19 protein-coding genes, 1 tRNA gene, 3 rRNA genes and 1 pseudogene are annotated in these 24,905 nt (G+C 64.2%); 22 read left to right on the top strand and 2 right to left on the bottom strand.

What is annotated here, in order from left to right; genetic code table 11:
- The first annotated feature begins 4 nt into the window (after positions 1-4).
- The 22 genes from ERC79_RS01010 to ERC79_RS23320 all read left to right on the top strand — a co-directional run bounded on the left by ERC79_RS01010 (position 5) and on the right by ERC79_RS23320 (position 23,679).
- A 16S ribosomal RNA gene (locus ERC79_RS01010) occupies positions 5-1,520 on the top strand.
- Between the two features lie 328 nt (positions 1,521-1,848).
- Positions 1,849-4,977 (top strand): 23S ribosomal RNA (locus tag ERC79_RS01005).
- A gap of 131 nt (positions 4,978-5,108) precedes the next feature.
- Positions 5,109-5,225: ribosomal RNA gene (gene rrf / locus ERC79_RS01000) — 5S ribosomal RNA — on the top strand.
- Together the 16S, 23S and 5S rRNA genes form the textbook arrangement of a ribosomal RNA operon.
- Positions 5,226-5,285: 60 nt before the next feature.
- On the top strand, positions 5,286-6,278 hold the full coding sequence (locus tag ERC79_RS00995) for a hypothetical protein (protein ID WP_131574972.1): 993 nt from the start codon (positions 5,286-5,288) through the stop codon (positions 6,276-6,278).
- Positions 6,279-6,283: 5 nt separating this feature from the next.
- A complete protein-coding gene (locus ERC79_RS00990; protein ID WP_131574970.1) occupies positions 6,284-7,333 on the top strand; it encodes an HAD-IIA family hydrolase in 1,050 nt (349 codons plus the stop codon).
- A 71-nt stretch (positions 7,334-7,404) separates the two neighbouring features.
- Complete coding sequence (locus ERC79_RS00985; RefSeq protein WP_131574968.1) at positions 7,405-7,632, top strand: hypothetical protein; 228 nt, start codon at positions 7,405-7,407, stop codon at positions 7,630-7,632.
- Position 7,633: 1 nt separating this feature from the next.
- Positions 7,634-8,470, top strand: a complete 837-nt coding sequence (locus ERC79_RS00980; RefSeq protein ID WP_131574966.1) for a TlyA family RNA methyltransferase — start codon at positions 7,634-7,636, stop codon at positions 8,468-8,470.
- On the top strand, positions 8,467-9,402 hold the full coding sequence (locus tag ERC79_RS00975; RefSeq protein ID WP_131574964.1) for an NAD kinase: 936 nt from the start codon (positions 8,467-8,469) through the stop codon (positions 9,400-9,402). The genes ERC79_RS00980 and ERC79_RS00975 overlap by 4 nt, the downstream gene beginning before the upstream one ends.
- A gap of 2 nt (positions 9,403-9,404) precedes the next feature.
- Entirely contained in the window at positions 9,405-11,189 is a 1,785-nt protein-coding gene (recN, locus tag ERC79_RS00970) for a DNA repair protein RecN (protein WP_131574963.1), read from the top strand.
- Between the two features lie 93 nt (positions 11,190-11,282).
- Positions 11,283-12,467 (top strand): putative cytokinetic ring protein SteA, encoded by a 1,185-nt coding sequence (gene steA / locus ERC79_RS00965; protein WP_131580628.1) that lies wholly within the window; start codon positions 11,283-11,285, stop codon positions 12,465-12,467.
- Complete coding sequence (locus ERC79_RS00960) at positions 12,464-13,408, top strand: copper transporter (protein ID WP_131574961.1); 945 nt, start codon at positions 12,464-12,466, stop codon at positions 13,406-13,408. Before steA ends, ERC79_RS00960 begins: the two co-directional genes overlap by 4 nt.
- Before the next feature lie 147 nt (positions 13,409-13,555).
- Positions 13,556-15,289, top strand: a complete 1,734-nt coding sequence (locus ERC79_RS00955; protein WP_131574959.1) for a CTP synthase — start codon at positions 13,556-13,558, stop codon at positions 15,287-15,289.
- A 13-nt stretch (positions 15,290-15,302) separates the two neighbouring features.
- Entirely contained in the window at positions 15,303-15,953 is a 651-nt protein-coding gene (locus ERC79_RS00950; RefSeq protein WP_131574957.1) for an NUDIX hydrolase, read from the top strand.
- Positions 15,950-16,879, top strand: a complete 930-nt coding sequence (xerD, locus tag ERC79_RS00945) for a site-specific tyrosine recombinase XerD (protein ID WP_131574955.1) — start codon at positions 15,950-15,952, stop codon at positions 16,877-16,879. The genes ERC79_RS00950 and xerD overlap by 4 nt, the downstream gene beginning before the upstream one ends.
- 84 nt (positions 16,880-16,963) lie before the next feature.
- Positions 16,964-17,917, top strand: coding sequence for a ParA family protein (locus ERC79_RS00940; protein ID WP_131574953.1), 954 nt, complete (start codon positions 16,964-16,966; stop codon positions 17,915-17,917).
- Positions 17,918-17,966: 49 nt separating this feature from the next.
- The gene (locus ERC79_RS00935; RefSeq protein ID WP_242676826.1) at positions 17,967-18,764 is read left to right on the top strand and encodes a segregation/condensation protein A; all 798 of its coding nucleotides are present in this window, start codon (positions 17,967-17,969) and stop codon (positions 18,762-18,764) included.
- Positions 18,761-19,477, top strand: coding sequence for an SMC-Scp complex subunit ScpB (gene scpB, locus ERC79_RS00930; protein ID WP_131574951.1), 717 nt, complete (start codon positions 18,761-18,763; stop codon positions 19,475-19,477). Before ERC79_RS00935 ends, scpB begins: the two co-directional genes overlap by 4 nt.
- Before the next feature lie 13 nt (positions 19,478-19,490).
- Entirely contained in the window at positions 19,491-20,465 is a 975-nt protein-coding gene (locus tag ERC79_RS00925; RefSeq protein ID WP_131574949.1) for a pseudouridine synthase, read from the top strand.
- Positions 20,462-21,154: a (d)CMP kinase gene (gene cmk / locus ERC79_RS00920; protein WP_131574947.1), complete on the top strand. Its 693-nt coding sequence runs from the start codon at positions 20,462-20,464 to the stop codon at positions 21,152-21,154. The genes ERC79_RS00925 and cmk overlap by 4 nt, the downstream gene beginning before the upstream one ends.
- Positions 21,151-22,596, top strand: a complete 1,446-nt coding sequence (gene der / locus ERC79_RS00915) for a ribosome biogenesis GTPase Der (RefSeq protein WP_131574945.1) — start codon at positions 21,151-21,153, stop codon at positions 22,594-22,596. The genes cmk and der overlap by 4 nt, the downstream gene beginning before the upstream one ends.
- Positions 22,597-22,784: 188 nt before the next feature.
- Positions 22,785-22,858: transfer RNA gene (locus ERC79_RS00910), tRNA-Pro, on the top strand.
- A gap of 518 nt (positions 22,859-23,376) precedes the next feature.
- Positions 23,377-23,679, top strand: coding sequence for an MmpS family transport accessory protein (locus ERC79_RS23320; RefSeq protein ID WP_347563590.1), 303 nt, complete (start codon positions 23,377-23,379; stop codon positions 23,677-23,679).
- Positions 23,680-23,780: 101 nt separating this feature from the next.
- On the opposite strand, the pseudogene ERC79_RS23810 reads toward ERC79_RS23320, so the two are convergent.
- Both ERC79_RS23810 and ERC79_RS00895 read right to left on the bottom strand, forming a co-directional pair.
- A pseudogene (locus ERC79_RS23810) lies at positions 23,781-24,056 on the bottom strand (IS3 family transposase); the annotation flags it as partial.
- Between the two features lie 168 nt (positions 24,057-24,224).
- Positions 24,225-24,518, bottom strand: coding sequence for a helix-turn-helix domain-containing protein (locus ERC79_RS00895; protein WP_242676825.1), 294 nt, complete (start codon positions 24,516-24,518; stop codon positions 24,225-24,227).
- Between the last annotated feature and the right edge of the window lie 387 nt (positions 24,519-24,905).

The raw sequence follows: 24,905 nt of genomic DNA, 5'->3' as shown, positions 1-24,905 counted from the left end.
GTCTTCAACGGAGAGTTTGATCCTGGCTCAGGACGAACGCTGGCGGCGTGCTTAACACATGCAAGTCGAGCGGTAGGGCCCTTCGGGGTACACGAGCGGCGAACGGGTGAGTAACACGTGGGTGATCTGCCCTGCACTTCGGGATAAGCTTGGGAAACTGGGTCTAATACCGGATATGAGCCTCTACTGCATGGTGGAGGTTGGAAAGGTTTACTGGTGCAGGATGGGCCCGCGGCCTATCAGCTTGTTGGTGGGGTAATGGCCTACCAAGGCGACGACGGGTAGCCGGCCTGAGAGGGCGACCGGCCACACTGGGACTGAGACACGGCCCAGACTCCTACGGGAGGCAGCAGTGGGGAATATTGCACAATGGGCGAAAGCCTGATGCAGCGACGCCGCGTGAGGGATGACGGCCTTCGGGTTGTAAACCTCTTTCAGCAGGGACGAAGCGAGAGTGACGGTACCTGCAGAAGAAGCACCGGCCAACTACGTGCCAGCAGCCGCGGTAATACGTAGGGTGCGAGCGTTGTCCGGAATTACTGGGCGTAAAGAGCTCGTAGGCGGTTTGTCGCGTCGTCGGTGAAAACCAGCAGCTCAACTGCTGGCTTGCAGGCGATACGGGCAGACTTGAGTACTGCAGGGGAGACTGGAATTCCTGGTGTAGCGGTGAAATGCGCAGATATCAGGAGGAACACCGGTGGCGAAGGCGGGTCTCTGGGCAGTAACTGACGCTGAGGAGCGAAAGCGTGGGTAGCGAACAGGATTAGATACCCTGGTAGTCCACGCCGTAAACGGTGGGCGCTAGGTGTGGGTTTCCTTCCACGGGATCCGTGCCGTAGCTAACGCATTAAGCGCCCCGCCTGGGGAGTACGGCCGCAAGGCTAAAACTCAAAGGAATTGACGGGGGCCCGCACAAGCGGCGGAGCATGTGGATTAATTCGATGCAACGCGAAGAACCTTACCTGGGTTTGACATATACCGGAAAGCCGTAGAGATACGGCCCCCTTGTGGTCGGTATACAGGTGGTGCATGGCTGTCGTCAGCTCGTGTCGTGAGATGTTGGGTTAAGTCCCGCAACGAGCGCAACCCTTGTCCTGTGTTGCCAGCACGTAATGGTGGGGACTCGCAGGAGACCGCCGGGGTCAACTCGGAGGAAGGTGGGGACGACGTCAAGTCATCATGCCCCTTATGTCCAGGGCTTCACACATGCTACAATGGCCGGTACAGAGGGCTGCGATACCGTGAGGTGGAGCGAATCCCTTAAAGCCGGTCTCAGTTCGGATCGGGGTCTGCAACTCGACCCCGTGAAGTCGGAGTCGCTAGTAATCGCAGATCAGCAACGCTGCGGTGAATACGTTCCCGGGCCTTGTACACACCGCCCGTCACGTCATGAAAGTCGGTAACACCCGAAGCCGGTGGCCTAACCCTTGTGGAGGGAGCCGTCGAAGGTGGGATCGGCGATTGGGACGAAGTCGTAACAAGGTAGCCGTACCGGAAGGTGCGGCTGGATCACCTCCTTTCTAAGGAGCATCTCCTTCTCGGACCAGCACGTAGGTGTTGGGGGAGTGAGGCAGAGGCCGTTGAGTGAACACATGTTTCACTGCGGTTGCTCATGGGTGGAACACTGACTGTTTCGTCTGCGTATCGGATGGCCATGATGGTTGTTCGGCAGGTGATATATCGGCATACTGTTGGGTCCTGAGAGAACACGTGAGTGTTTCCTCGAAGGAGAGACGATCCTGTTCGGATGTCAGGCAGACCGCACTACTTCGGTGGTGGGCATGGTGCTGGCGGAGTTCGAGTGGGGTGTGTTGTTTGAGAACTGCACAGTGGACGCGAGCATCTTTGTTGTAAGTAATGAAGAGCGTACGGTGGATGCCTTGGCACCAGGAGCCGATGAAGGACGTAGGAGGCTGCGATAAGCCTCGGGGAGCTGTCAACCGAGCTGAGATCCGAGGATGTCCGAATGGGGAAACCCAGCCACAGTGATGTGTGGTTACCCGCGCCTGAATATATAGGGCGTGTGGAGGGAACGTGGGGAAGTGAAACATCTCAGTACCCACAGGAAGAGAAAACAACAGTGATTCCGTGAGTAGTGGCGAGCGAAAGCGGAAGAGGCTAAACCGTGGATGTGTGATAGCCGGCAGGCGTTGCATTCGTGGGGTTGTGGGATTCATTTTGTCGATTCTGCCGAGTCGGCCGACAGTAAGAAATCGTTGTGTTAGTCGAAGTGGTCTGGAACGGCCTGTCGTAGAGGGTGAGAATCCCGTAGACGAAAACATGACGACTGTCGTAGTGGACACCCAAGTAGCAGCGGGCCCGTGAAATCTGCTGTGAATCTGTCGGGACCACCCGATAAGCCTGAATACTCCCTGGTGACCGATAGCGGACTAGTACCGTGAGGGAAAGGTGAAAAGTACCCCGGGAGGGGAGTGAAATAGTACCTGAAACCGTGCGCTTACAATCCGTCAGAGCCTTTGCACCTTCGGGTGGGGGGTGATGGCGTGCCTTTTGAAGAATGAGCCTGCGAGTTAGTGACATGTCGCGAGGTTAACCCGTGTGGGGTAGCCGTAGCGAAAGCGAGTCTGAATAGGGCGTTCGTAGTGGCATGTTCTAGACCCGAAGCGGAGTGATCTACCCATGGCCAGGGTGAAGCGACGGTAAGACGTCGTGGAGGCCCGAACCCACTTAGGTTGAAAACTGAGGGGATGAGTTGTGGGTAGGGGTGAAAGGCCAATCAAACTCCGTGATAGCTGGTTCTCCCCGAAATGCATTTAGGTGCAGCGTCGCGTGTTTCTCACCGGAGGTAGAGCTACTGGATGGTCTAGGGGGCCCACAAGCTTACCGAAATCAGCCAAACTCCGAATGCCGGTGAGTGAGAGCGCGGCAGTGAGACTGCGGGGGATAAGCTTCGTAGTCGAGAGGGAAACAGCCCAGATCGCCAGCTAAGGTCCCTAAGCGTGTACTAAGTGGAAAAGGATGTGGGGTCGCGAAGACAACCAGGAGGTTGGCTTAGAAGCAGCCACCCTTGAAAGAGTGCGTAATAGCTCACTGGTCAAGTGATTCTGCGCCGACAATGTAGCGGGGCTCAAGTACACCACCGAAGCTGCGGCATTCGCATAACACCCATGTTCCCTTGCGGGGGGATGTGCAGTGGTGTGGATGGGTAGGGGAGCGTCGTGTGGCCATGGAAGCGCCGGAGTGATCCAGGTGTGGAGGCCACACGAGTGAGAATGCAGGCATGAGTAGCGAAAGACGAGTGAGAAACTCGTCCGCCGAATGACCAAGGGTTCCTGGGCCAGGTTAATCCGCCCAGGGTGAGTCGGGACCTAAGGCGAGGCCGACAGGCGTAGTCGATGGACAACGGGTTGATATTCCCGTACCCGTGTGAACGCGCCCCTGGTGAATCAGTGATGCTAAGCACCCTGAAGCTATTCGTTGTCCTTCGGGACGGTGGGTGGTGGATGCGTGTGAACCGATCTGGTAGTAGCCAAGCGATGGGGTGACGCAGGAAGGTAGCTGAGCCAGTCAGTGGTAATACTGGTGTAAGCGTGTAGGGCGTGACCTAGGCAAATCCGGGTCGCATACAGCCTGAGACGTGATGCGTAGCCGATTGAGGCGAATTCAGTGATCCTATGCTGCCGAGAAAAGCCTCTAGCGAGCTTTCACACGGCCCGTACCCCAAACCGACACAGGTGGTCAGGTAGAGAATACTAAGGCGATCGAGATAACTGTGGTTAAGGAACTCGGCAAAATGCCCCCGTAACTTCGGGAGAAGGGGGGCCTTCGCTGGTGATCGGACTTGCTCCGTGAGCTGGTGGGGGCCGCAGAGACCAGAGAGAAGCGACTGTTTACTAAAAACACAGGTCCGTGCGAAGTCGTAAGACGATGTATACGGACTGACGCCTGCCCGGTGCTGGAAGGTTAAGAGGACCGGTTAGCCAGTGATGGCGAAGCTGAGAATTTAAGCCCCAGTAAACGGCGGTGGTAACTATAACCATCCTAAGGTAGCGAAATTCCTTGTCGGGTAAGTTCCGACCTGCACGAATGGCGTAACGACTTCTCTGCTGTCTCAACCACAGACTCGGCGAAATTGCATTACGAGTAAAGATGCTCGTTACGCGCGGCAGGACGAAAAGACCCCGGGACCTTCACTATAGCTTGGTATTGGTGTTCGGTTCGGTTTGTGTAGGATAGGTGGGAGACTGTGAAGCGGGCACGCCAGTGTTCGTGGAGTCGTTGTTGAAATACCACTCTGATCGTATTGGATATCTAACCTCGGACCATGATCTGGTTCAGGGACAGTGCCTGGTGGGTAGTTTAACTGGGGCGGTTGCCTCCCAAAATGTAACGGAGGCGCCCAAAGGTTCCCTCAGCCTGGTTGGCAATCAGGTGTCGAGTGCAAGTGCACAAGGGAGCTTGACTGTGAGACTGACAAGTCGAGCAGGGACGAAAGTCGGGACTAGTGATCCGGCACCGGCAAGTGGAAGCGGTGTCGCTCAACGGATAAAAGGTACCCCGGGGATAACAGGCTGATCTTCCCCAAGAGTCCATATCGACGGGATGGTTTGGCACCTCGATGTCGGCTCGTCGCATCCTGGGGCTGGAGTAGGTCCCAAGGGTTGGGCTGTTCGCCCATTAAAGCGGCACGCGAGCTGGGTTTAGAACGTCGTGAGACAGTTCGGTCTCTATCCGCCGCGCGCGTTAGAAACTTGAGGAAGGCTGTCCCTAGTACGAGAGGACCGGGACGGACGAACCTCTGGTGTGCCAGTTGTTCCGCCAGGAGCACTGCTGGTTAGCTACGTTCGGAAGGGATAACCGCTGAAAGCATCTAAGCGGGAAGCCTGTTCCAAGATGAGGTTTCTCACCCCTTCGAGGGGGTAAGGCCCCCGGCAGACCACCGGGTTGATAGGCCAGAACTGGAAGTCCGGTAACGGATGGAGGTGACTGGTACTAATAGGCCGAGGACTTACCACAAAGAAGCTACGCGTCCACTGTGCGGTATCTGAAACAACACACAGATATCATTCACCCCCCACATTCCGAAGCCTTCGGGTCGACGGATGGTTCGGGCGGGGAGAGGTGAATGTGTGACAGTTTCATAGAGTTACGGCGGCCATAGCGGAGGGGAAACGCCCGGTCCCATTCCGAACCCGGAAGCTAAGCCCTCCAGCGCCGATGGTACTGCACTCGACAGGGTGTGGGAGAGTAGGACACCGCCGAACATCCGTTACCGAAAGGGGACCCAATATACTGGGTCCCCTTTCGTGTTTTGTATGAAAGGAATGGCTGTGTCGGAAAGCAGTGGTGATCGTCGGTCCTTTCGCGGAGACGGCACGCACCGTTCCGACGGATCCCGTGACGGACGCTCATCGGACCGTCAGGGTCCGCGCGAAGGCCGGAATCTGAGTTCCGGATCCGGACAGGATCGGTCACCTCGTCAGGGTGGCGGCCAGTGGCGTGATCGAGACGATCGACGCGGTGGCGATGATCGGCGAAGTGATGATCGGCGCGGGTCGGCGGGTCCCCGCCGTCGCGGTGGCGAAGGTAGCTTCGGAGCACCCCGGGGCCGTGACTCTGGTGGTCCTCAGCGGCGCGACGCCCGTCCAGACGAACCGGATCTGCCGGATGAGGTGGAGGCAGGCGAGCTCGACCCCGCCGTCCGGCGTGATCTACTGAGCCTGGACAAGAACAATGCGAACGCGGTGGCACGTCACCTGGTGATGGCGAGCCGGCTGATCGAGGACGATCCGCGTCTCGCGCTTGCTCACGCTCGCGCCGCTCGTCAGCGGGCCGGTCGCATCGCGGTGGTGCGCGAGACTGCTGGCATCACGGCGTACCACGCGGGAGAGTGGGCGGAGGCTCTGGCAGAGCTGCGAGCTGCGCGACGAATGTCCGGTGGCCCCGGCCTACTTGCGGTGATGGCTGACTGTGAACGCGGATTGGGTCGTCCCGAGCGTGCGATCGAACTCGGTCGCAGTGACGAAGCCCGTGCTCTGAACGGGGAAGAGGCAAGCGAACTGCGGATGGTTGTGGCCGGCGCCCGTATGGATCTGGGTCAGTTCGATCAAGCAGTGGTGACATTGCAGACCGCGGATCTCGATGCGTCGCGTACCGGCCCGGCTGCTGCTCGGTTGTTCTACGCCTATGCGGACGCACTGGTTGCGGCGGGCCGCATCGAGGATGGCCTCAAATGGTTCCTCAACTCTGCGGCGGCGGACCTCGACGGTGATACCGATGCCGAGGAGCGTGTGGCCGAACTGACCGGGGGAGCATAGTGATCATGCCCGCACCGACCGCACCCTCGCCCGCGCGAGACGAGGGCGCGGTCCTGCGTGAGAAGTACGACGTCCTCCTGCTCGACCTGGACGGAACCGTCTACCAGGGGCCACATGCCATCCCTGGTGCACGTGAGGCGCTCGAACGTGGCAGTCAGCGTCTGCTGTATGTGACCAACAACGCGAGTCGTAGTCCCGCCGAGGTGGCGGATCATCTTCGCGCACTTGGGTTCACCCCCGGTGACGACGACGTTGTGACGAGTTCCCAGTCTGCCGCGCGCCTGCTTGCCGAGCACGTGCAACCTGGCTCGGCGGTCCTCGTGGTCGGTACGGATGCACTGGCTGCCGAGGTGGAACGTGTCGGTCTACGGCCGGTCCGCCGATTCGTGGAGAATCCCGCTGCTGTCGTGCAGGGCCATTCCCCCGGAACCGATTGGGGGATTCTGGCTGAGGCAACCTTGGCGATCCGTGCCGGGGCGCTGTGGATCGCAGCCAATCTCGACTCGACCTTGCCGACGGAGCGTGGCCTCGTGCTGGGTAACGGTTCGATGGTGGCAGCGGTCCGCACCGCGACAGGTCGGGAGCCGCTGGTTGCCGGGAAGCCGTCTGCGCCGCTGATGGAGGATGCGCTCCGTCGTGCCGGCGCCTCGCGTCCCTTGGTGGTCGGTGACCGCCTCGACACCGACATTGCGGGGGCCAACGCTGTCGGCATCGATTCGCTGCTGGTACTCACCGGAGTGAGCACTGCCGCAGATCTGCTGCGGGCGGCCCCGGATCACCGACCGACCTATGTTTCCGAGTCATTGGAGGCTGTGAACCGGAGGGCCGAGTTGTCGTCCGTCGGTCCGCAGAGTCACTGGCGGGTCGATTCCGTAGACGGCGACGTCGTGGTCTCGTTCATCGGGGACGTCGGCGGTCCGGATCCGTCCGATCTCCCTCTGGCCGCGTTGCTGGCCACGCTCGACGTGGCCTGGCGGCTACCGGAGTTCGGGACGGTTCGCGGCGCCGATGACACGGCTCGGGCGGTGACATCGGGATGGAACGCTCGACAGTGACCACTGTCTCCGGGCCTGGCGGGACCTTGTACAGTGGTCGGCTGTCGGTTCGATGAGCTAGGTTTGCACCGATGAGCACGTCAGTACCACTCCCAGGCCAACACCTTCCGGATCGTGATCCGGAGGTCGATCCGCCACGAATCGTGAGCCGGGTAGAAGAGCTGCTTTCGGCGTTGGATGAGTCTTCGGAGTCAGGGGCCGTCGCCGGGGGTCCCGACGCATTGTCTCGCCAGGCACAGATCCTCGAGCAGGCTCACGACATACTGGTCGAGTCGCTCGCTGCAGTGGACAAGATCTGACGTGGCGCGTCGAGCAAGGGTTGACGCTGAGTTGGTCCGACGCGGACTCGCACGGTCCCGTGAGCAAGCGGTCGAGCTGATCTCGGCGGGACGGGTTCTGATTTCGGGATCCGTCGCAACCAAACCCGCGACGGCAATCGAGTCCGGAACCCCACTACTCGTGACCGAGGTCGACGAGGAAGTGTCCTGGGCCTCGCGCGGCGCCCACAAGCTCATCGGTGCGCTCGAGGCGTTCGCGCCCGACGGATTGCGAGTCGAGGGACGCCGGTGCCTCGACGCCGGCGCCTCTACCGGAGGTTTCACCGACGTCCTGCTTCACCGTGGAGCGCGCGAAGTCGTAGCAGTGGACGTCGGCTACGGGCAGCTCGTATGGCGCCTGCAGTCAGATGACCGGGTGCATGTCATAGACCGCACCAACGTGCGCTCGATCGATGCCGAGAAGGTTGGGGGACCCGTCGACATGGTGGTTGCCGACCTGTCATTCATCTCCCTCAAACTTGTGCTGCCTGCCATGGTGGCATGTGCCGCGGATGGCGCCGATCTGGTGCCCATGGTGAAGCCTCAGTTCGAGGTCGGTAAGGACCGTGTCGGCACCGGCGGCGTCGTACGGGATCCGGAGTTGCGTGCGGCCGTGGTGCTCGAGGTGGCACAGTCGGCTGCCGAACTGGGCCTCCGTACCCTCGGCGTTGTCGCCAGTCCGCTGCCGGGGCCGTCTGGCAACGTCGAGTACTTCCTGTGGTTGCGCAAGGATCCCGGGTCCGCGGACACCGAGCCGGCAGCTGACATCCCGAAGGTCGAGGACATGGTCCACCGTGCGGTCCAGGAAGGTCCTCAGTGACCTCGGATTCTCTCACCGGCGTCGCTCGCCGTGAGATTCTGCTGGTAGCCCATCCCGGTCGGAACGAGATCACCGAGACCGCTCGACGGGTTGCCGAGATTTGTGCGCGTGCGGGCATCGGGCTGAGGATCCTCGAGAACGAGGTCGATCCGTCCCGGATCGACCTCGCGACAGACGAGGACGTAATGGTGACCGTCGTGCCCGAGGGGCCGACCGCCGCTTCCGGTTGCGAGATGGTGATCGTTCTCGGCGGCGACGGCAGCTTTCTTCGCGCCGCGGAGTTGGCGCAGTCCGCGGACGTCCCTGTGCTGGGGATCAATCTCGGCCGGATCGGGTTCCTCGCCGAAGCGGAGGCCGATCACCTCGAGGAGGCGATGGCACAGGTAGTGCGACGCGAGTACCGAGTCGAGCACCGCATGACGCTCGACGTGCTGGTTCGGGTCGAGGATCAGATCGTCCAGCGCGGCTGGGCCCTGAACGAGGCCAGCATCGAGAACCGCTCACGTCTGGGGGTGCTCGAGGTGGTGCTCGAGGTCGATGGGCGGCCTGTGTCGGCGTTCGGTTGCGACGGGGTTCTGATCGCGACACCCACGGGTTCGACGGCATATGCGTTTTCGGCGGGCGGTCCCGTGGTGTGGCCCGAACTCGAGGCGCTGCTGGTCATTCCGAGTAACGCGCATGCGCTGTTCGCGCGGCCTCTCGTGACGAGCCCCGAGTCGATCGTCGCGGTGGAGACCGCGGCCGGCAGCCATGACGGCCTGGTCTTCTGCGACGGCCGGCGCACGCTCGAGCTTCCGGCGGGAGGCCGGGTCGAGGTGGTACGTGGCAGGGATCCGATCCGATGGGTCCGGCTCGATTCGGCTCCGTTCGCGGATCGGATGGTCCGCAAGTTCGAACTTCCGGTGACCGGCTGGCGAGGGAGGAAGCGGTAGCGGTGCTTGCAGAGATTCGGATCGACGGACTCGGAGTGATCTCGTCGGCCTGTGCGCAGTTCCACGAGGGCCTGACTGTCCTCACCGGTGAGACCGGTGCCGGTAAGACCATGGTCGTCACGAGCCTGCACTTGCTCAGCGGTGCCCGCGCGGACGCCGGCAGGGTCCGGATCGGTGCCTCCCGGGCCATCGTCGAGGGTCGGTTCACCGTCGACGAAGCGGCCGTCCAGATCGACCGGCAGGTGACGCGAGTGCTCGAGTCGTGCGGCGCCGAGCGAGACGAAGACGGCAGCATCATCGCAGTGCGCACCGTTGGCGGCGATGGGCGCTCCCGTGCGCATCTCGGTGGACGCAGCGTTCCCGCGGGCGTGCTGTCTCAGTTCACCGATCCACTGCTGACCGTCCACGGGCAGAATGATCAGCTCCGCCTGCTGCGGCCGGATGAGCAGCGCAATGCGCTCGACCTGTTCGCCGACAAGAACATCGGACCGCTGCTGGCGCGCTACCGAAAGCATCGCGCCGAGTGGGTCGAATGCCGTGCGGAATTCATCGAACGGACCAGTCGCACGCGGGAACTCGCGCAAGAAGCTGACCAGCTGACCTACGCGCTGGAGGAGATCGACCGGATTGCACCGTCGCCCGGCGAGGACAGCGCCATTGTCACCGAGGTCCGGCGGCTCGGCGATCTCGATTCACTCCGATCGGCTGCGGAGGGCGCGCAGGCGGCGCTCACGGGCTCAGACGATTCCGGCGGGTCCGTCGACGGGGTCAGCGCGGCGCTGGATCTACTGGGTGAGGCGCGTTCGCGGATCGAGGCATCGGACGATCCGGCACTCACCGGGCTGGGGCCGCGACTGGGCGAGGCGATCGCCGTTGTCGCCGACGTTTCCGGGGAGCTGTCCGGGTACCTGTCGGCGCTGCCCAGCGATCCCGATGCGCTGGACATGCTGCTCACCAGGCAGGCAGAACTCAAGACCCTGACGCGCAAGTACGCGGCCGACATCGACGGCGTGCTGGCGTGGGCGGACAATGCCCGTGACCGGCTGGCGAAGATCGACGTCTCGGCCGATGCCCTCGCGGATCTCGCTGCACGTGTGGACGTGACGGCGGGCGCGACGGCCGAGGCTGCCGTCAAGCTCACCGCGGCGCGGGTGAAGGCGGCGTCGAAGCTGGCCAAGTCTGTCAGCGAGGAACTCGCCGGACTGGCGATGGGGCGTGCGGCGCTGGAGGTATCGGTGCGCCCCAGGGACGCAGGGCCCCATGATGCCGCTCCGCTGAAGATCGGTGACCGCGAGCTACATGCTGGAATGTCCGGGGTGGACGAGGTCGAGTTCCGGCTCGCCGCGCACAGCGGCGCCCAGTCATTGCCGATCAGCCGAAGTGCGTCGGGAGGTGAACTCTCGCGAGTGATGCTGGCGCTCGAAGTTGTGCTGGCCGGCTCCGACCGGGGCGCGACGATGGTGTTCGACGAGGTGGATGCGGGAGTCGGTGGTCGCGCCGCCGTCGAGATCGGGCGTCGGCTCGCACGGCTGGCCCGCACTCACCAGGTCATCGTCGTCACGCACCTGCCGCAGGTCGCGGCGTTCGCGGATACGCACCTGGTCGTCGACAAGGTCGACGATGCGCGCAGCGGTGTCAACAGCGGGGTGCGAACGCTGACCGAGGACGAACGAGTGGTGGAGCTCGCACGCATGCTTGCCGGGCTCGACGACACCGAAACCGGGCGTGCCCATGCCGAGGAGTTGCTTGCCATAGCGGGGCAGGAACGCAGCACGGCGCTCGCCTAGCCGGAACTGATCTTGGTACTGCTGTGACTGGTGTGGTATTCGGTCCGGCGCGCCTCCACGATCGACGACTCGCCGCGCGCGATCATCGAGGTCATGAAGATGCCGGCGCTGCTCTCCCGTAAGACCGAAACCCTGCCCGGAATCAGTGGCATCGCCCGAGTCGACCGCGACACTGCCAAGCTGTTGCGGAGGGTCGGCCACGGCGATGTCGTCGTCCTCGACGAGATAGATCTGGACCGGGTCACCGCTGACGCGATCGTCGCCGCCGGTGTCCTGGCCGTAGTCAACGCGTCTCCGTCGATTTCGGGACGCTACCCGAACCTCGGTCCCGAAGTGCTGGTCGCAAACGGGATCACGCTGATCGATTCTGTCGGCGCCGAGGTCTTCAAAGCGATCAAGGACGGATCGAAGGTCCGTCTCCACGAGGGTGGCGTCTACGCCGGTGACCGGCGTTTGGCGAAGGGTGACGAGCAGACCGAGGCCGAGATCTCCGATCGGATGATCGAGGCGAAGACCGGCCTGGTCGACCACCTCGAGGCATTCTCGGGCAACACGATCGAGTTCATCCGATCCGAGAGTCCACTTCTGATCGACGGGGTGGGGGTGCCCGACATCGCCGTAGATCTCGAGGATCGGCACGTGGTGGTGGTCGCGGATGGTCCGGGGCATCAGCAGGACCTGAAGAATCTCAAACCGTTCATCAAGGAGTACTCGCCGATTCTGGTCGGCGTAGGTGCGGGTGCGGACACTCTCACGCAGTCCGGATACCGTCCGGACCTGATCGTCGGTGATCCCGACGACATCAGCAGTGAAACCCTCAAATGCGGTGCCGAGGTGGTGTTGCCGGCCGACCCGGACGGTCACGCGCAGGGGTTGGAGCGGATCCAGGACCTCGGGATCGGCGCCATGACGTTCCCCGCGTCGGCGTCGCCGTCGGATCTGGCACTGTTGCTCGCCGATCACCACGGTGCGTCGCTGATCGTCACAGTCGGCAGTACCGTCTCGCTGGACGAGTTCTTCGATCGGGGACGTCGGGACACCAACCCCGCGGCGTTCATGACGCGCCTCAAGGTGGGTCCGAAGCTTGTCGACTCCAAAGCAGTTGCGACGCTGTACCGTAGCCGCGTCTCCGGTGCGGCCATCGCGTTGCTGGTTCTCGCAGCACTGACCGCAGTGATCGTCGCGCTCGTGGTCTCGAATGTCGGCGGAGACGCAGTGGACTGGGCAATCGACACGTGGAACAGCTTCGCGCTGTGGGTACAGGGGCTCTTCAAGTGATTTCTCTGCGGCAACATGCAATCTCCATAGCGGCAATCTTTCTGGCCCTCGCGATCGGCGTGGTGCTCGGATCGGGGCTGCTCTCGAACGGGATGCTGTCGGGCCTGCGGGACGACAAGGCCGGGCTGCAGAACCAGATCGAGGATCTGAACACGCAGAACAACAGGTTGGGTGAGCAGCTCAACTCTGCAGACAGCTTCGACGCCGCGGTGGCCGACAGGATCGTCCGTGACAGCCTCGCGCAGCGCTCGGTGATCGTCGTGACGACGCCGGACGCGAATCCTGGCGATGTCGAAGGGATCAACCGGCTGATCGGGCTCGCCGGCGGCACAGTCACGGGGCGTGTGTCACTCACGAAGTCGTTCGTCGACTCCGTCAATGGTGATCAGCTGCGCACGATGGTGACCAATATCATCCCGGCGGGTGTTCAGCTGCGCACCGGCGCGGTCGACCAAGGTAGCCTCGCCGGCGACCTGCTGGGGTCGGTGCTGCTGCTCAATCCGCAGACGGCCCAGCCGCAGACCACCCCGCAGGAGCGTGTGCTGGCGCTGGACACCCTGCGTGGCGGCGGATTCATCGAGTTCGACGGCAACGTAGCGCCGGCGCAGCTGGCGGTGGTTCTGACGGGCGGGGGCGATCCGGACAGTGTGGGCGGTAACCGGGGTGCTGTGATCGCGCGTTTCGCCGGAGCCATGGACGGTCGCGGTGCCGGAGCCGTGCTCGCGGGTCCGCCGTCCGCGGCGGAGGGCAGCGGTCCAATCGCGGTGGCCCGCGCCGACGCGGCGCTGTCCGCGGTGCTGGCGACCGTCGACAACATCGATCGGGAGGCCGGCCGGATCACCGTCCCGCTGGCCCTCCAGGAGCAGCTGGGTGGGGTTTCCGGGCGTTACGGAACCGGCCCCGGTGCGGTCTCGGTCACCGTCGGGGCGAAGCCGCTGTAGGCGACCGAAGCCGACCCTCGGCGGTGGAGCCGGGCGCGCCGAGTACGGTTCCTCGCCGGCAGGTGTTACCGTGAAGTCCCGTGGGTCGGCAGGCCCCAGCACGCTTCATCTCAGACCAAGTCCTGCACAGTCGTCACGGGAGCCCCTTTGCCACAGTCACGCATCCATTCGCGTAACGCCACCAAGCACATCTTCGTGAGCGGGGGTGTAGCTTCCTCCCTTGGTAAGGGATTGACCGCCTCCAGCCTTGGTGAGCTGCTCACCGCTCGCGGACTGCGCGTGACCATGCAGAAGCTGGATCCCTACCTCAATGTCGATCCCGGAACGATGAACCCGTTCCAGCACGGCGAGGTGTTCGTCACGGAGGACGGCGCCGAGACGGACCTGGATGTCGGCCATTACGAGCGCTTCCTCGACCGCGACCTCAACGGATTCGCAAACGTCACCACCGGCCAGGTGTACTCCGCGGTGATCGCGAAGGAGCGTCGCGGGGAGTACCTGGGTGACACGGTGCAGGTCATCCCGCACATCACCGACGAGATCAAGAGCCGGATTCTCGCGATGGCCGGTCCCGACGCCCAGGGACAGGTCCCCGACGTCGTCATCACGGAGATCGGTGGCACGGTGGGTGACATCGAGTCGCAGCCTTTCCTGGAGGCTGCCCGTCAGGTGCGCCACGACGTGGGGCGTGAGAACGTCTTCTTCCTGCACGTTTCGCTGGTGCCGTACCTCGGCCCCTCTGGTGAACTCAAGACCAAGCCGACTCAGCACTCCGTGGCGGCACTGCGCAACATCGGTATCCAGCCGGACGCGCTGATCCTGCGCTGCGACCGCGACGTGCCGCAGGCGCTCAAGGCGAAGATTGCGCTGATGTGCGACGTCGACGTCGACGCATGCATCTCCACTCCCGACGCACCGTCGATCTACGACATCCCGAAGGTGCTGCACCGGGAGGGCCTCGACGCGTATGTCGTGCGCCAGCTCGGCTTGCCGTTCCGGGATGTGGACTGGACCGTGTGGGGTGATCTGCTCGAGCGCGTCCACAACCCTCGTGAGACGGTTCGCGTCGCGCTGGTCGGCAAGTACGTCGACCTGCCGGACGCCTACCTGTCGGTGACCGAGGCGCTGCGTGCCGGCGGTTTCGCGCACCACGCCAAGGTGGAGATTTCCTGGGTGCCCTCGGATGAATGCGAGACCGAGGCGGGTGCCCTGGCGGCGCTCGGCGACGTCGACGCAGTCCTGATCCCCGGCGGTTTCGGGATCCGCGGCATCGAGGGCAAGCTCGGCGCCATCAAGTTCGCCCGCACTCGCCAGATTCCGCTGCTGGGTCTGTGCCTGGGCCTGCAAGCAGTGGTGATCGAAGCTGCCCGTTCGGTGGGGCTCGAGGACGCGAACTCGGAGGAGTTCGACGCCGGCACCAAGCACCCCGTCATCTCGACGATGGCCGATCAGGAGCAGATCGTCGCCGGCGAAGCCGACCTCGGCGGCACGATGCGGTTGGGCGCCTACCCTGCGGTGCTCGCCAAGGGCTCCGTCGTGGCCAAGGCCTACGGCAGCGAGAACGTCTCCGAGCGTCATCGTCATCGCTACGAGGTCAACAACGCCTACCGGGACCGGATCGCCGAGAGTGGTCTCGTCTTCTCGGGCACGTCGCCTGACGGCCATCTCGTCGAGTTCGTCGAGCTGCCCGCCGAGAAGCATCCGTTCTTCGTTGCGACGCAGGCGCATCCGGAGCTCAAGAGCCGTCCAACTCGGCCGCATCCGTTGTTCTCGGCGTTCATCAACGCGGCACTGGTCTACAAGGCTGCCGAGCAGCTGCCGGTGGACGTCGAGCCGGACGCCGCACAGGAGCAGTCCGCCACCGCGGACAGCGTCGGATAGTCGGCGCACGCGGATGAGCCTGCCGGGCGAGCACGAGTTCCGTACCGTCGACTCGCGTGAGGTGTACAGCGGGGCAATCGTCGCGCTGCGAGTGGATCGGGTCGCGATGCCCGGCGGGCGTGAGGCAGATCGCGAGATCGTCGAGCACCACGGCGCGGTTGCCGTCGCGGTGCTCGACGATGACGAACGGCTGGTGCTGATCCGTCAGTACCGTCACGCACTCGGGCGTCGGCTGTGGGAGCTGCCGGCCGGGCTGCTCGACGAACCCGGCGAGGCTCCTCTCGTCGCTGCGCGGCGCGAGCTGGCGGAGGAGACGGGACTTGCTGCGGACCGGTGGTCGCTGCTGGTCGACGTCGCGCTCTCTCCCGGGTTCACCGACGAATCGGTGCGGGTGTTCTTGGCGGAGGGGCTGCGGGATGTCGGGCGCCCGGCCGCGCATGATGAGGAAGCCGATCTCGAGATTGCCCGGGTGCCGCTGGCCGACGCGGTCGTGATGGCACTGCGCGGCGAGATCGTGAATGCGACCGCGGTCTCGGGGATCCTGGCGCTTGCCGCGGCCCGCTCCGGTGGGGTCGTCCTGCGTCCGACGGAGGCGCCGTGGCCGGACCGGCCCGAGATGTTCTCGCGCCGGAAGCGAAATCGGACCGGTACTGGGAGAACATGACGGTGCTGGGGGGACAGGTCGATGCATACCTCGACCATCTGGCGGTCGAACGCGGTGCCGCTCGCAACACGCTCACTTCGTACCGGAGGGATCTGGAGCGGTACGCACGATTCCTGTCCGGGCGGGGTGTCAGCGACCTCGTCTCGGTGAGCGAGGCAGACGTCAGTGATTTCGTCGTGGCACTGCGCCGGGGGAATCCTGCGGAGGGCGCCGTGGCGCTGGCTGCTAGTTCCGCCGCACGCGCATTGATCGCGGTGCGCGGACTTCATCGTTTCGCGGCTGCGGAGGGTGTCACGCCGACCGACGTCGCCCGAGCGGTCAAGCCGCCGAACCCTGGGCGCCGACTGCCGAAGTCGCTTCCGTTGGATGACGTCCTTGCGCTGCTCGATGCCGCCGGGGGTGACGGTGCGTCGGACAATCCGCGGACGCTCCGCGACCGTGCCCTGCTCGAAGTCCTGTATTCGACTGGCGCGCGGATCTCGGAGGCCGTCGGCCTCGACATCGACGACCTCGACACCGAGGCGCGGTCGGTACTGTTACGCGGCAAGGGCGGCAAGGAGCGGGTGGTGCCGGTCGGCCGGCCTGCAATCTCTGCCGTCGACGCCTATCTGGTTCGCGGGCGGCCAGCCCTCGCGGGGCGCGGAACACCGGCGCTGTTCCTGAACGTCCGGGGTGGCCGTTTGTCCCGGCAGAGCGCGTGGCAGGTGCTGCATACCGCCGCGGAAAAGGCGGGGATCACGGTGCCGGTGTCCCCTCACACGCTGCGGCATTCCTTTGCGACCCATCTGCTCGACGGTGGCGCGGACGTGCGCGTGGTGCAAGAGTTGCTCGGTCATGCTTCGGTCACGACGACCCAGGTCTACACGATGGTCACCGTCGGTGCGCTCAGAGAGGTCTGGGCGCAGGCACACCCGCGTGCACGCTGAGGAAATGCGTGTTGGCATCGCCTTCATGTCACGAAGCGGTAGCGTTACGATATAGCCGTCTACAGGACAGGGGAGCATCGGACAGTGGTGACACCGCAGCCGCCTGGAGCGGAGCAAGCGCACCCGCATTCTCGGGATGCGCTGTCCTTCGCGGGGAACGCCGAGCTGCCACAGGCTGCCGCGGCCGTCTCGGACATCGAAGAGAGAGTGGGACCTACGGGTCGGTATCGACGTGAGGTCCCGGAGCCGCGGCCACTCGCCAGCCACGGGCCCGCCCGGATCATCGCGATGTGCAACCAGAAGGGTGGCGTCGGCAAGACCACGTCCACTATCAACTTGGGCGCGTCGCTCGCCGAGTACGGCCGTCGCGTGCTGCTGGTAGACCTCGATCCGCAGGGGGCGCTGTCTGCGGGACTCGGTGTCGCACACCATGATCTGGATTTGACGGTCCATAACCTGCTGGTGGAACGGACTTCCATCGACGACGTCCTGATGCGCACGCGTATCGAGGGGCTCGACTTGCTGCCGAGCAATATCGACCTGTCCGCCGCCGAGATCCAGCTCGTCACAGAAGTGGGCCGCGAGCAGACACTCGGCCGGGTCCTGCATCCGGTTCTCGACCGTTACGACTATGTGCTGATCGACTGCCAGCCATCGTTGGGATTGCTCACGGTCAACGCACTCGCGTGCGCGGACAGCGTGATCATCCCGATGGAGTGCGAGTACTTTTCGCTGCGCGGTCTCGCGCTTCTCAACGACACCGTCGACAAGGTGCGTGATCGACTCAATCCGCGCCTGCGGCTCGAGGGCATTGTCGTGACAATGTTCGACGCCCGTACATTGCATGCGCGCGAGGTGATGTCGCGTGTGGTCGAGGTGTTCGGCGACCTCGTGTACGACACCGTCATCAGCCGTACCGTTCGCTTCCCGGAGACCAGCGTCGCCGGCGAACCGATCACCACGTGGGCACCGAAGTCCCTGGGCGCGGAGGCGTACCGAGCACTGGCCCGCGAGGTGATCCACCGGTCCGGCCGGTAGCGGTGTGACCGTGGACGAGGCGCTTGCGGACGCCGCCGCGGTATCGACGCTGGAGCGGCCCACAGGTGGGTCGGGCTTCCAATTGCGGTTGCGAAACTTCGAGGGGCCCTTCGATCTACTGCTGAAGCTGATCAGCCAGCATCAGCTCGACGTGACCGAGGTGGCGTTGCACCAGGTCACGGACGAGTTCATCGAGTACACCCGGTCGCTCGGCGGCGAAATGGCACTGGACCAGACCACCGAGTTCCTGGTGGTCGCGGCCACGCTGCTCGACTTGAAGGCGGCACGGTTGCTCCCCGCGGGCGAGGTGGACGACGATGAGGACCTGGCGTTACTCGAGGCCCGCGATCTTCTGTTCGCGCGTTTGCTGCAGTACCGCGCCTACAAGCAGGTGGCGCAGCTGTTCGGGGAGCTCGAGGCGGCAGCACTGCGACGCTATCCGCGGTCGGTATCGGTGGAAGATCGCTTCGTAGGATTGCTCCCGGAGGTGCTCCTGGGGGTGGACCCACAACGGTTCGCGGAGATTGCGGCCACGGCGTTCCGGCCACGACCGGTCCCGACCGTCGGGCTGGATCATCTACACGTGCCCACGGTGTCGGTGCCGGAGCAGGCGGCGCGAATCCTTGAACTGTTGCGTGACCGGGGCGTCGGCGTGTGGACCCCGTTCGGGGACCTGATCGCCGAGTGCGCGAACCAGGTCCAGATCGTCGCCAGGTTCCTTGCGCTGCTCGAGCTCTACCGGGAACGGTCGGTGTTCTTCGAACAGCCCGAACCGCTCGGCGATCTGCTGGTGAGCTGGACGGGGGAATCCGGGGACGCACCCGCGAGTGAGGAGGACTACGCATGACGTCCGTCGATGCCGACGAGCTGCACCCGGACGGGTGGGAGATCGACGAGAAGACCGGAGATCGCCAGGAGCTTTCCGACGGCCGGTTGGCGTCCGCGCTCGAGTCGATGCTGCTGGTGGTCGATTCACCGGCGTCGAGCGAGATGTTGGCCTCTGTGCTGGGGGAGCCGGAGGTCCGCATCGAGGCTGCGCTGCGGACGATCGCAGCCGATCTCACCGCGCGCGACAGCGGCATCGACCTGCGCTATGCGGGAGACGGATGGCGGTTCTACACCCGCAACGAATACGCCCCGTACGTCGAGCGTCTGCTTCTCGACGGTGCCCGCTCGAAGCTGACCCGCGCCGCACTCGAGACGCTCGCCGTGATCGCGTATCGGCAGCCGTTGTCCCGTGCCCGGATCAGCGCGGTGCGCGGCGTCAACGTCGACGGAGTGATCCGCACGCTGCTGGCCCGCGGACTGATCACCGAGGCCGGCACCGATCCGGAGACCGGCGCCACCACATACACGACGACGGAAATGTTCCTCGAACGTCTCGGATTGGCCTCCTTGGCCGATCTTCCGGCTCTCGCACCGCTGCTTCCGGACGTAGATGTGATCGATGACATCAGTGAGAGTCTCGAAGCGGACCCGCGATTTGCGAGAATGGAACGGACAACACCTTCAATGGGACCGACACAGACGCTGGACCCCGAGCTCGACGCAGATTACTGACAGGGATCGAAAAGTGAACAAGCCCGCTCGCCGTGATGGCACACCGGACCGCAAGAAGCCCGCTCGCCGTGATGGCGCACCGGACCGCAAGAGGACGCCGACGACCGGCCGCACCGACGCTGCGACGAACAAGCGCGGTAAGCCAAAGTCCGCAAAGCCGCAGCGTGCGCAGACGCAAGCTCCGAAGATCAGCAACGCCAAGCCCGCCCGCCATCAGTATGCCGAGGCCGATCGCAGCCTGGCGCCCATGAAGGGCGACGGGGTGCGGCTGCAGAAGGTGCTGGCGCAGGCCGGTGTCGCCTCCCGGCGCGCCGCCGAGGAACTCATCGACCAGGGCCGTGTCGAGGTCGACGGCCGGATCGTCGTCGAACAAGGACTACGGATCGACCCCGAGAACGCGATCGTTCGTGTCGACGGCATCCGCGTGGTCGTCAAGAAGGATCTGGTCCACATCGCGCTGAACAAGCCGCGTGGATGGCAGTCCACGATGTCCGACGACCTCGGGCGTCCGTGCATTGGTGACATCGTGTCCGAACGTGTCTCCGCCGGTCAACGTCTCTTCCACGTCGGCCGGCTCGACGCCGACACTGAAGGACTGATTCTGCTGACCAACGACGGAGACCTTGCACACCGACTGATGCACCCGTCGTACGAGGTGCCCAAGACATACTTGGCGACCGTCAACGGTGTCGTCGATCGCGGTCTCGGGAAGAAGCTCAAGGCCGGCGTCGAGCTCGAGGACGGCCCGGCAACGGTGGACGCATTCACGCTCCTCGACATCAACGGTGGCAAGTCGCTGGTCAAGATTGTCCTGCACGAGGGTCGCAAGCACATCGTGCGCCGACTCCTCGATGCCGTCGGGCACCCGGTGGTGCGTCTGGTCCGCACCGACATCGGCGCCGTCGCGCTCGGCGACGGTCGTCCGGGCACGCTGCGGGTACTCGGCCGCGGTGAGGTCGGCAGCCTGTACGGGGCGGTGGGACTGTGACAGCAGCGGGTCCGCTGGTCGTCGCGATCGACGGTCCGTCGGGTACCGGCAAGTCGAGCGTGTCTCGGCGTCTGGCGATGAGTCTCGGCGCCCGCTATCTCGACACCGGCGCGATGTACCGGATCGCGACGCTGCATGTGCTGCGGCTCGGCGTAGACGTGACGGATCCGGTAGCGATAGCCAAGGCAACGGCGTCGCTGCCATTGACGATCGGCACCGATCCGGTGACGGACGGTGTCCAACTCGACGGTGAGGATGTCACCGACGAGATCCGTGGCGCCGCCGTCACCCAGGCCGTATCCGCGGTGTCGGCCGTGCCCGATGTGCGCTCGTTCCTGGTGGACCTGCAGCGGCGAATCGTCGCACAGGCCGAGCGGATTGTCGTCGAGGGCCGCGACATCGGAACCGTCGTACTGCCGGACGCGGATGCGAAGATCTTCCTGACCGCCTCCGCGGAAGCGCGTGCGACCCGGCGCAACGCCCAGAACATCGCGGAGGGCCGCGGCGACGATTTTGCCGCCGTGCTCGCGGACGTGCAGCGCCGGGACCACCTGGACTCCACCCGCGCGGTATCTCCATTGCGTCCGGCTGACGATTCGGTGACGGTGGACACTAGTGAACTGGGTATCGAAGACGTGATCGGCAGGTTGCTGCTGGTAGTAGGCGACAGAACTGGAGCAGTGCAGTGACCGACGATTTTTCCGGCGATTCCACGGCGATCGAGTATGCAGGAGACGGAATCTGGAGTGAGGAGTCCGACTGGGACCTCGCCGATTTCGTCGACGGTGAGGACAGCGAGGAGGAGGTCGCGGTACCGACCCTTGCGATCGTCGGCCGGCCGAACGTCGGCAAGTCGACGCTCGTCAACCGCATCATCGGCCGACGTGAGGCCGTTGTCGAGGACATTCCGGGTGTGACCCGAGACAGGGTGTCCTACGAGGCAAACTGGTCCGGACGCCGATTCATGGTGCAGGACACCGGCGGCTGGGAGCCCGACGCCAAGGGGCTGCAGCAGGCGGTCGCCCGGCAGGCCGAACTGGCCATGCAGACCGCCGACGCGATCCTGCTCGTCGTCGACGCCGTCGTCGGCGCGACTGCGACGGACGAGGCCGTGGCGCGATTGCTGCGCCGATCCAAGACTCCGGTGCTGCTGGTCGCCAACAAGGTCGACGACGGCCGCACCGAGTCGGAGGTGGCGTCACTGTGGTCGCTCGGCCTCGGTCAGCCGTACGCGGTGAGCTCGATCCACGGCCGCGGCACCGGTGACCTGCTCGACGAGGTGCTCGCCGTGCTGCCGGAGACGCCCCGCGAGGGCACCGGTGGCCAGGGTCCGCGCCGCGTCGCGCTGGTCGGCAAGCCCAATGTCGGCAAGTCCAGCCTGATCAACAAGCTTTCGGGTGACGAGCGCTCGGTTGTCCATGACGTCGCGGGTACCACCGTCGACCCCGTCGACTCGCTCGTCGAACTGGGCGGCAAGGTGTGGAAGTTCGTCGACACCGCCGGTTTGCGCAAGAAGGTCAGCCATGCCAGTGGCCACGAGTTCTATGCGTCGCTGCGCACCAAGTCGGCGATCGAGGCGGCTGAGGTCGCGATCCTGCTGATCGACGCGTCGCAGCCGATCACCGAGCAGGATCTGCGTGTCCTGAGCATGGTGGCCGAGACGGGCCGTGCGCTGGTGCTCGCGTTCAACAAGTGGGACCTGGTCGACGAGGACCGCCGTCTGATGCTCGAAAAGGAGATCGATCGCGAGCTGGTTCGCGTGCCGTGGGCGCAGCGGGTCAACATCTCCGCGCATACCGGCCGCGCCGTCCAGAAGCTCGTCCCGGCGCTCGAAACGGCGCTGGACTCGTGGGACAAGCGAATCTCGACGGGCCGGTTGAACAACTGGCTCAAGGAGGTTGTGGCCGCGACACCGCCGCCGATGCGTGGCGGCCGCCTGCCCCGCATCATGTTCGCCACCCAGGCGGGCACCCGGCCGCCGACGTTCGTGCTGTTCACCAGCGGCTTCCTCGAAGCTGGCTACCGGCGCTTCCTCGAGCGCCGTCTGCGTGAGGAGTTCAACTTCGACGGCAGCCCTGTCCGCATCTCGGTGCGCGTGCGGGAGAAGCGGGAACGTAACAAGAAGCGCTGACATAGGGATCCCCGCCTCTCACAGGTTTTGCCGGTATCACACACCGCTTCTGGCTGAATTAGTGTGTGACTACCGCAAAACCTGTGAGAGGCCAGGTTCGCGATTGCCGAACTGGCCCCTGGCCTGGCGATTCGCTTTCCTGAGCGACACTGTTGTAATCTCTTGAGGCGCCCGAACGAGGGTGTGGACGGGCTGTGGCGCAGCTTGGTAGCGCACTTGACTGGGGGTCAAGTGGTCGCAGGTTCAAATCCTGTCAGCCCGACCGAGTAAAACCCAGGTGAGAGACCATCTCACCTGGGTTTTTCTGCATCTACAGACGCTCTGCGATGCTCTGGCTTTACCGCAGGAGATCTCGCACGCGAGACAGCAGGCAGGCAACGGCAGCGCGGGCGAGGGGTGGCTGCGCGCCAGCCATTGGGGGTCGGTGAGGGTTCGGCGCACAGCTCAATAGTAAGTCGACCGGTTGGTCTACTATGAGAAGTTCGTATGTTCATCAGCGCTCGTCGGGGGATTTCGGGGGCGCACCGATTCAACTAGGGGAGCGCTACACCCCTGACCGAGCCGTTACAGCCTGCCGCCACGCCGCCTGCGCCGGAGCCGAAGGGTAAGAAGAAAAAGTGGCCGTGGATCGTCGGGGTCGCTGCGGTCGTCATTGTCATTGCGGCCGTCTCTAGCGGTGGCGAGGACAAAAAGGATGCGGACAAGACCGCGTCTGGCAATACGACAACCGCTGTCGATTCTCCGCCTGCGGCAGCGACCACCGCGCCGAAGGCGGAAGAAGTGGCCGCGACGACCCTGCCGCCGCTCAAGGCCGCTGCGCCGTCCGGCAAGGGTAAGCAGATTCAGTACGGGGCGATCTCAGATTCAGCCAGTCTCAATAGCGTGACTTGGTTCGACGAGAACAACAGTCTGCAGCAGTCGAGCTCCGCATCGGCTCCGTGGTCGCTGGAGTTGACGAACACCTCGTCCTTCGTGACTGCTGGGGTTACGGCGCAGACGGATGGGACATCGGTGACGTGCCGCGTTGTCGTTGACGGCAAGGTGGAGATGAGAAGACGGCAACCGGCAAGTATGCCGTGGTGAATTGCACCGCCGCCGTTTTTTAGCTCGCCGCAATACCATGAACGCCTCTGCCAAGATGCGTGCTGGTATTGGAACTCCTGGTCAGAGTGCACGAGCGGCGCCTGAACTGGGACGAGGGTTGCGAGGGCGGCGCGCAGCGGAGTGTTCGTCAGGTGCAAACTCGGTGAGCGGCCGGTGGAGTAGGCGATGATATCGCGGTTGAACAGGTCCATGATCGGCGAGAGATAGAGCTTCGTGTAGCGGCGTCTGCGGCGCAGCCGGCAGACCAGCCCGAGTTCTCGCATCAGCTTGGTCTGCTTGGCAACCTGCGTGCTGGCCTTTATCAGCTCTCCGTGCACCCGGCGATGCCCGTAGCGGCCGCGGTTGACAGTGAACACATCGGTGACTGCCGGCTTCAGTTCCGCCTGCGGGTCTAGGGCGGCGAGCCGGGCTTGGTGATAGAAGAACGTCGATCGGGCAAGCCTTGCGACACCGAGTGGATCGGCCAGCGGTGGTCAGCCTTGAAGGAGACGACGGCGAGGATGCTCACCGTCGTTGCTGCTCCCTCAAGGCCCCCAATTCTCCAAGGCCCGCAGTTTTCCCAGGTAATCGACCTCGGCCCGCAACCGGTCGTTCTCGCGCCGCAATCGTTCCAGCTCCCACACCTCGCCTGAGAGCACCGCCGAGTCGCTCCGTGGTCGGCGGCCCTTCGGCTTCGGCGGACGCAGCGCGTCCTCGCCATCGCGCCGATACTCGCGTACCCACTTCTCCAGCAACTGCACAGACGACAACCCGAGGTCCGTGGCGAGATCGGCCTTGGTCTCGCCCGCAAGGAACCGTTGAACGACATCGAGTTTGATCGAATGTGTACGACTGTTTCCTCGTCGCCGCCACCAGTACTCCCGGTCCGCGAGCCCGCCAACGTCGATACAGGCTCGTCACCGGGCAGCGCGACACACCCAGTCGCTTCGCCACCCCGGTGTCCGCCAAGCCCTCCTCGAACCACGCTATCGCCGCCGCACGCTCACCGTCAGACAGCGAACTTGGATACCCCATACAACTGCTCCCCGGGAGTCGAAGCTGAATTCCTCAGTCCAGCTTCCGGGGGAGCGGTTCAATCCTCGGGGCGTTCGTCGTTTGGGGCGAGAGTTCTCGAAGAAATTGCCGCGCAAGGAATGCAAATACGGCGCAAGCGCAGCAACCCAGAAGACGCAAGAGGGAAGAAGATACCTTCCCGGAGGGAAACG

Source organism: Rhodococcus sp. ABRD24, assembly GCF_004328705.1.
Taxonomy (GTDB): domain Bacteria; phylum Actinomycetota; class Actinomycetes; order Mycobacteriales; family Mycobacteriaceae; genus Prescottella.
The sequence above is the reverse complement of the archived record's forward strand: the minus strand, read 5'-3'. Positions and strand labels throughout refer to the sequence as shown.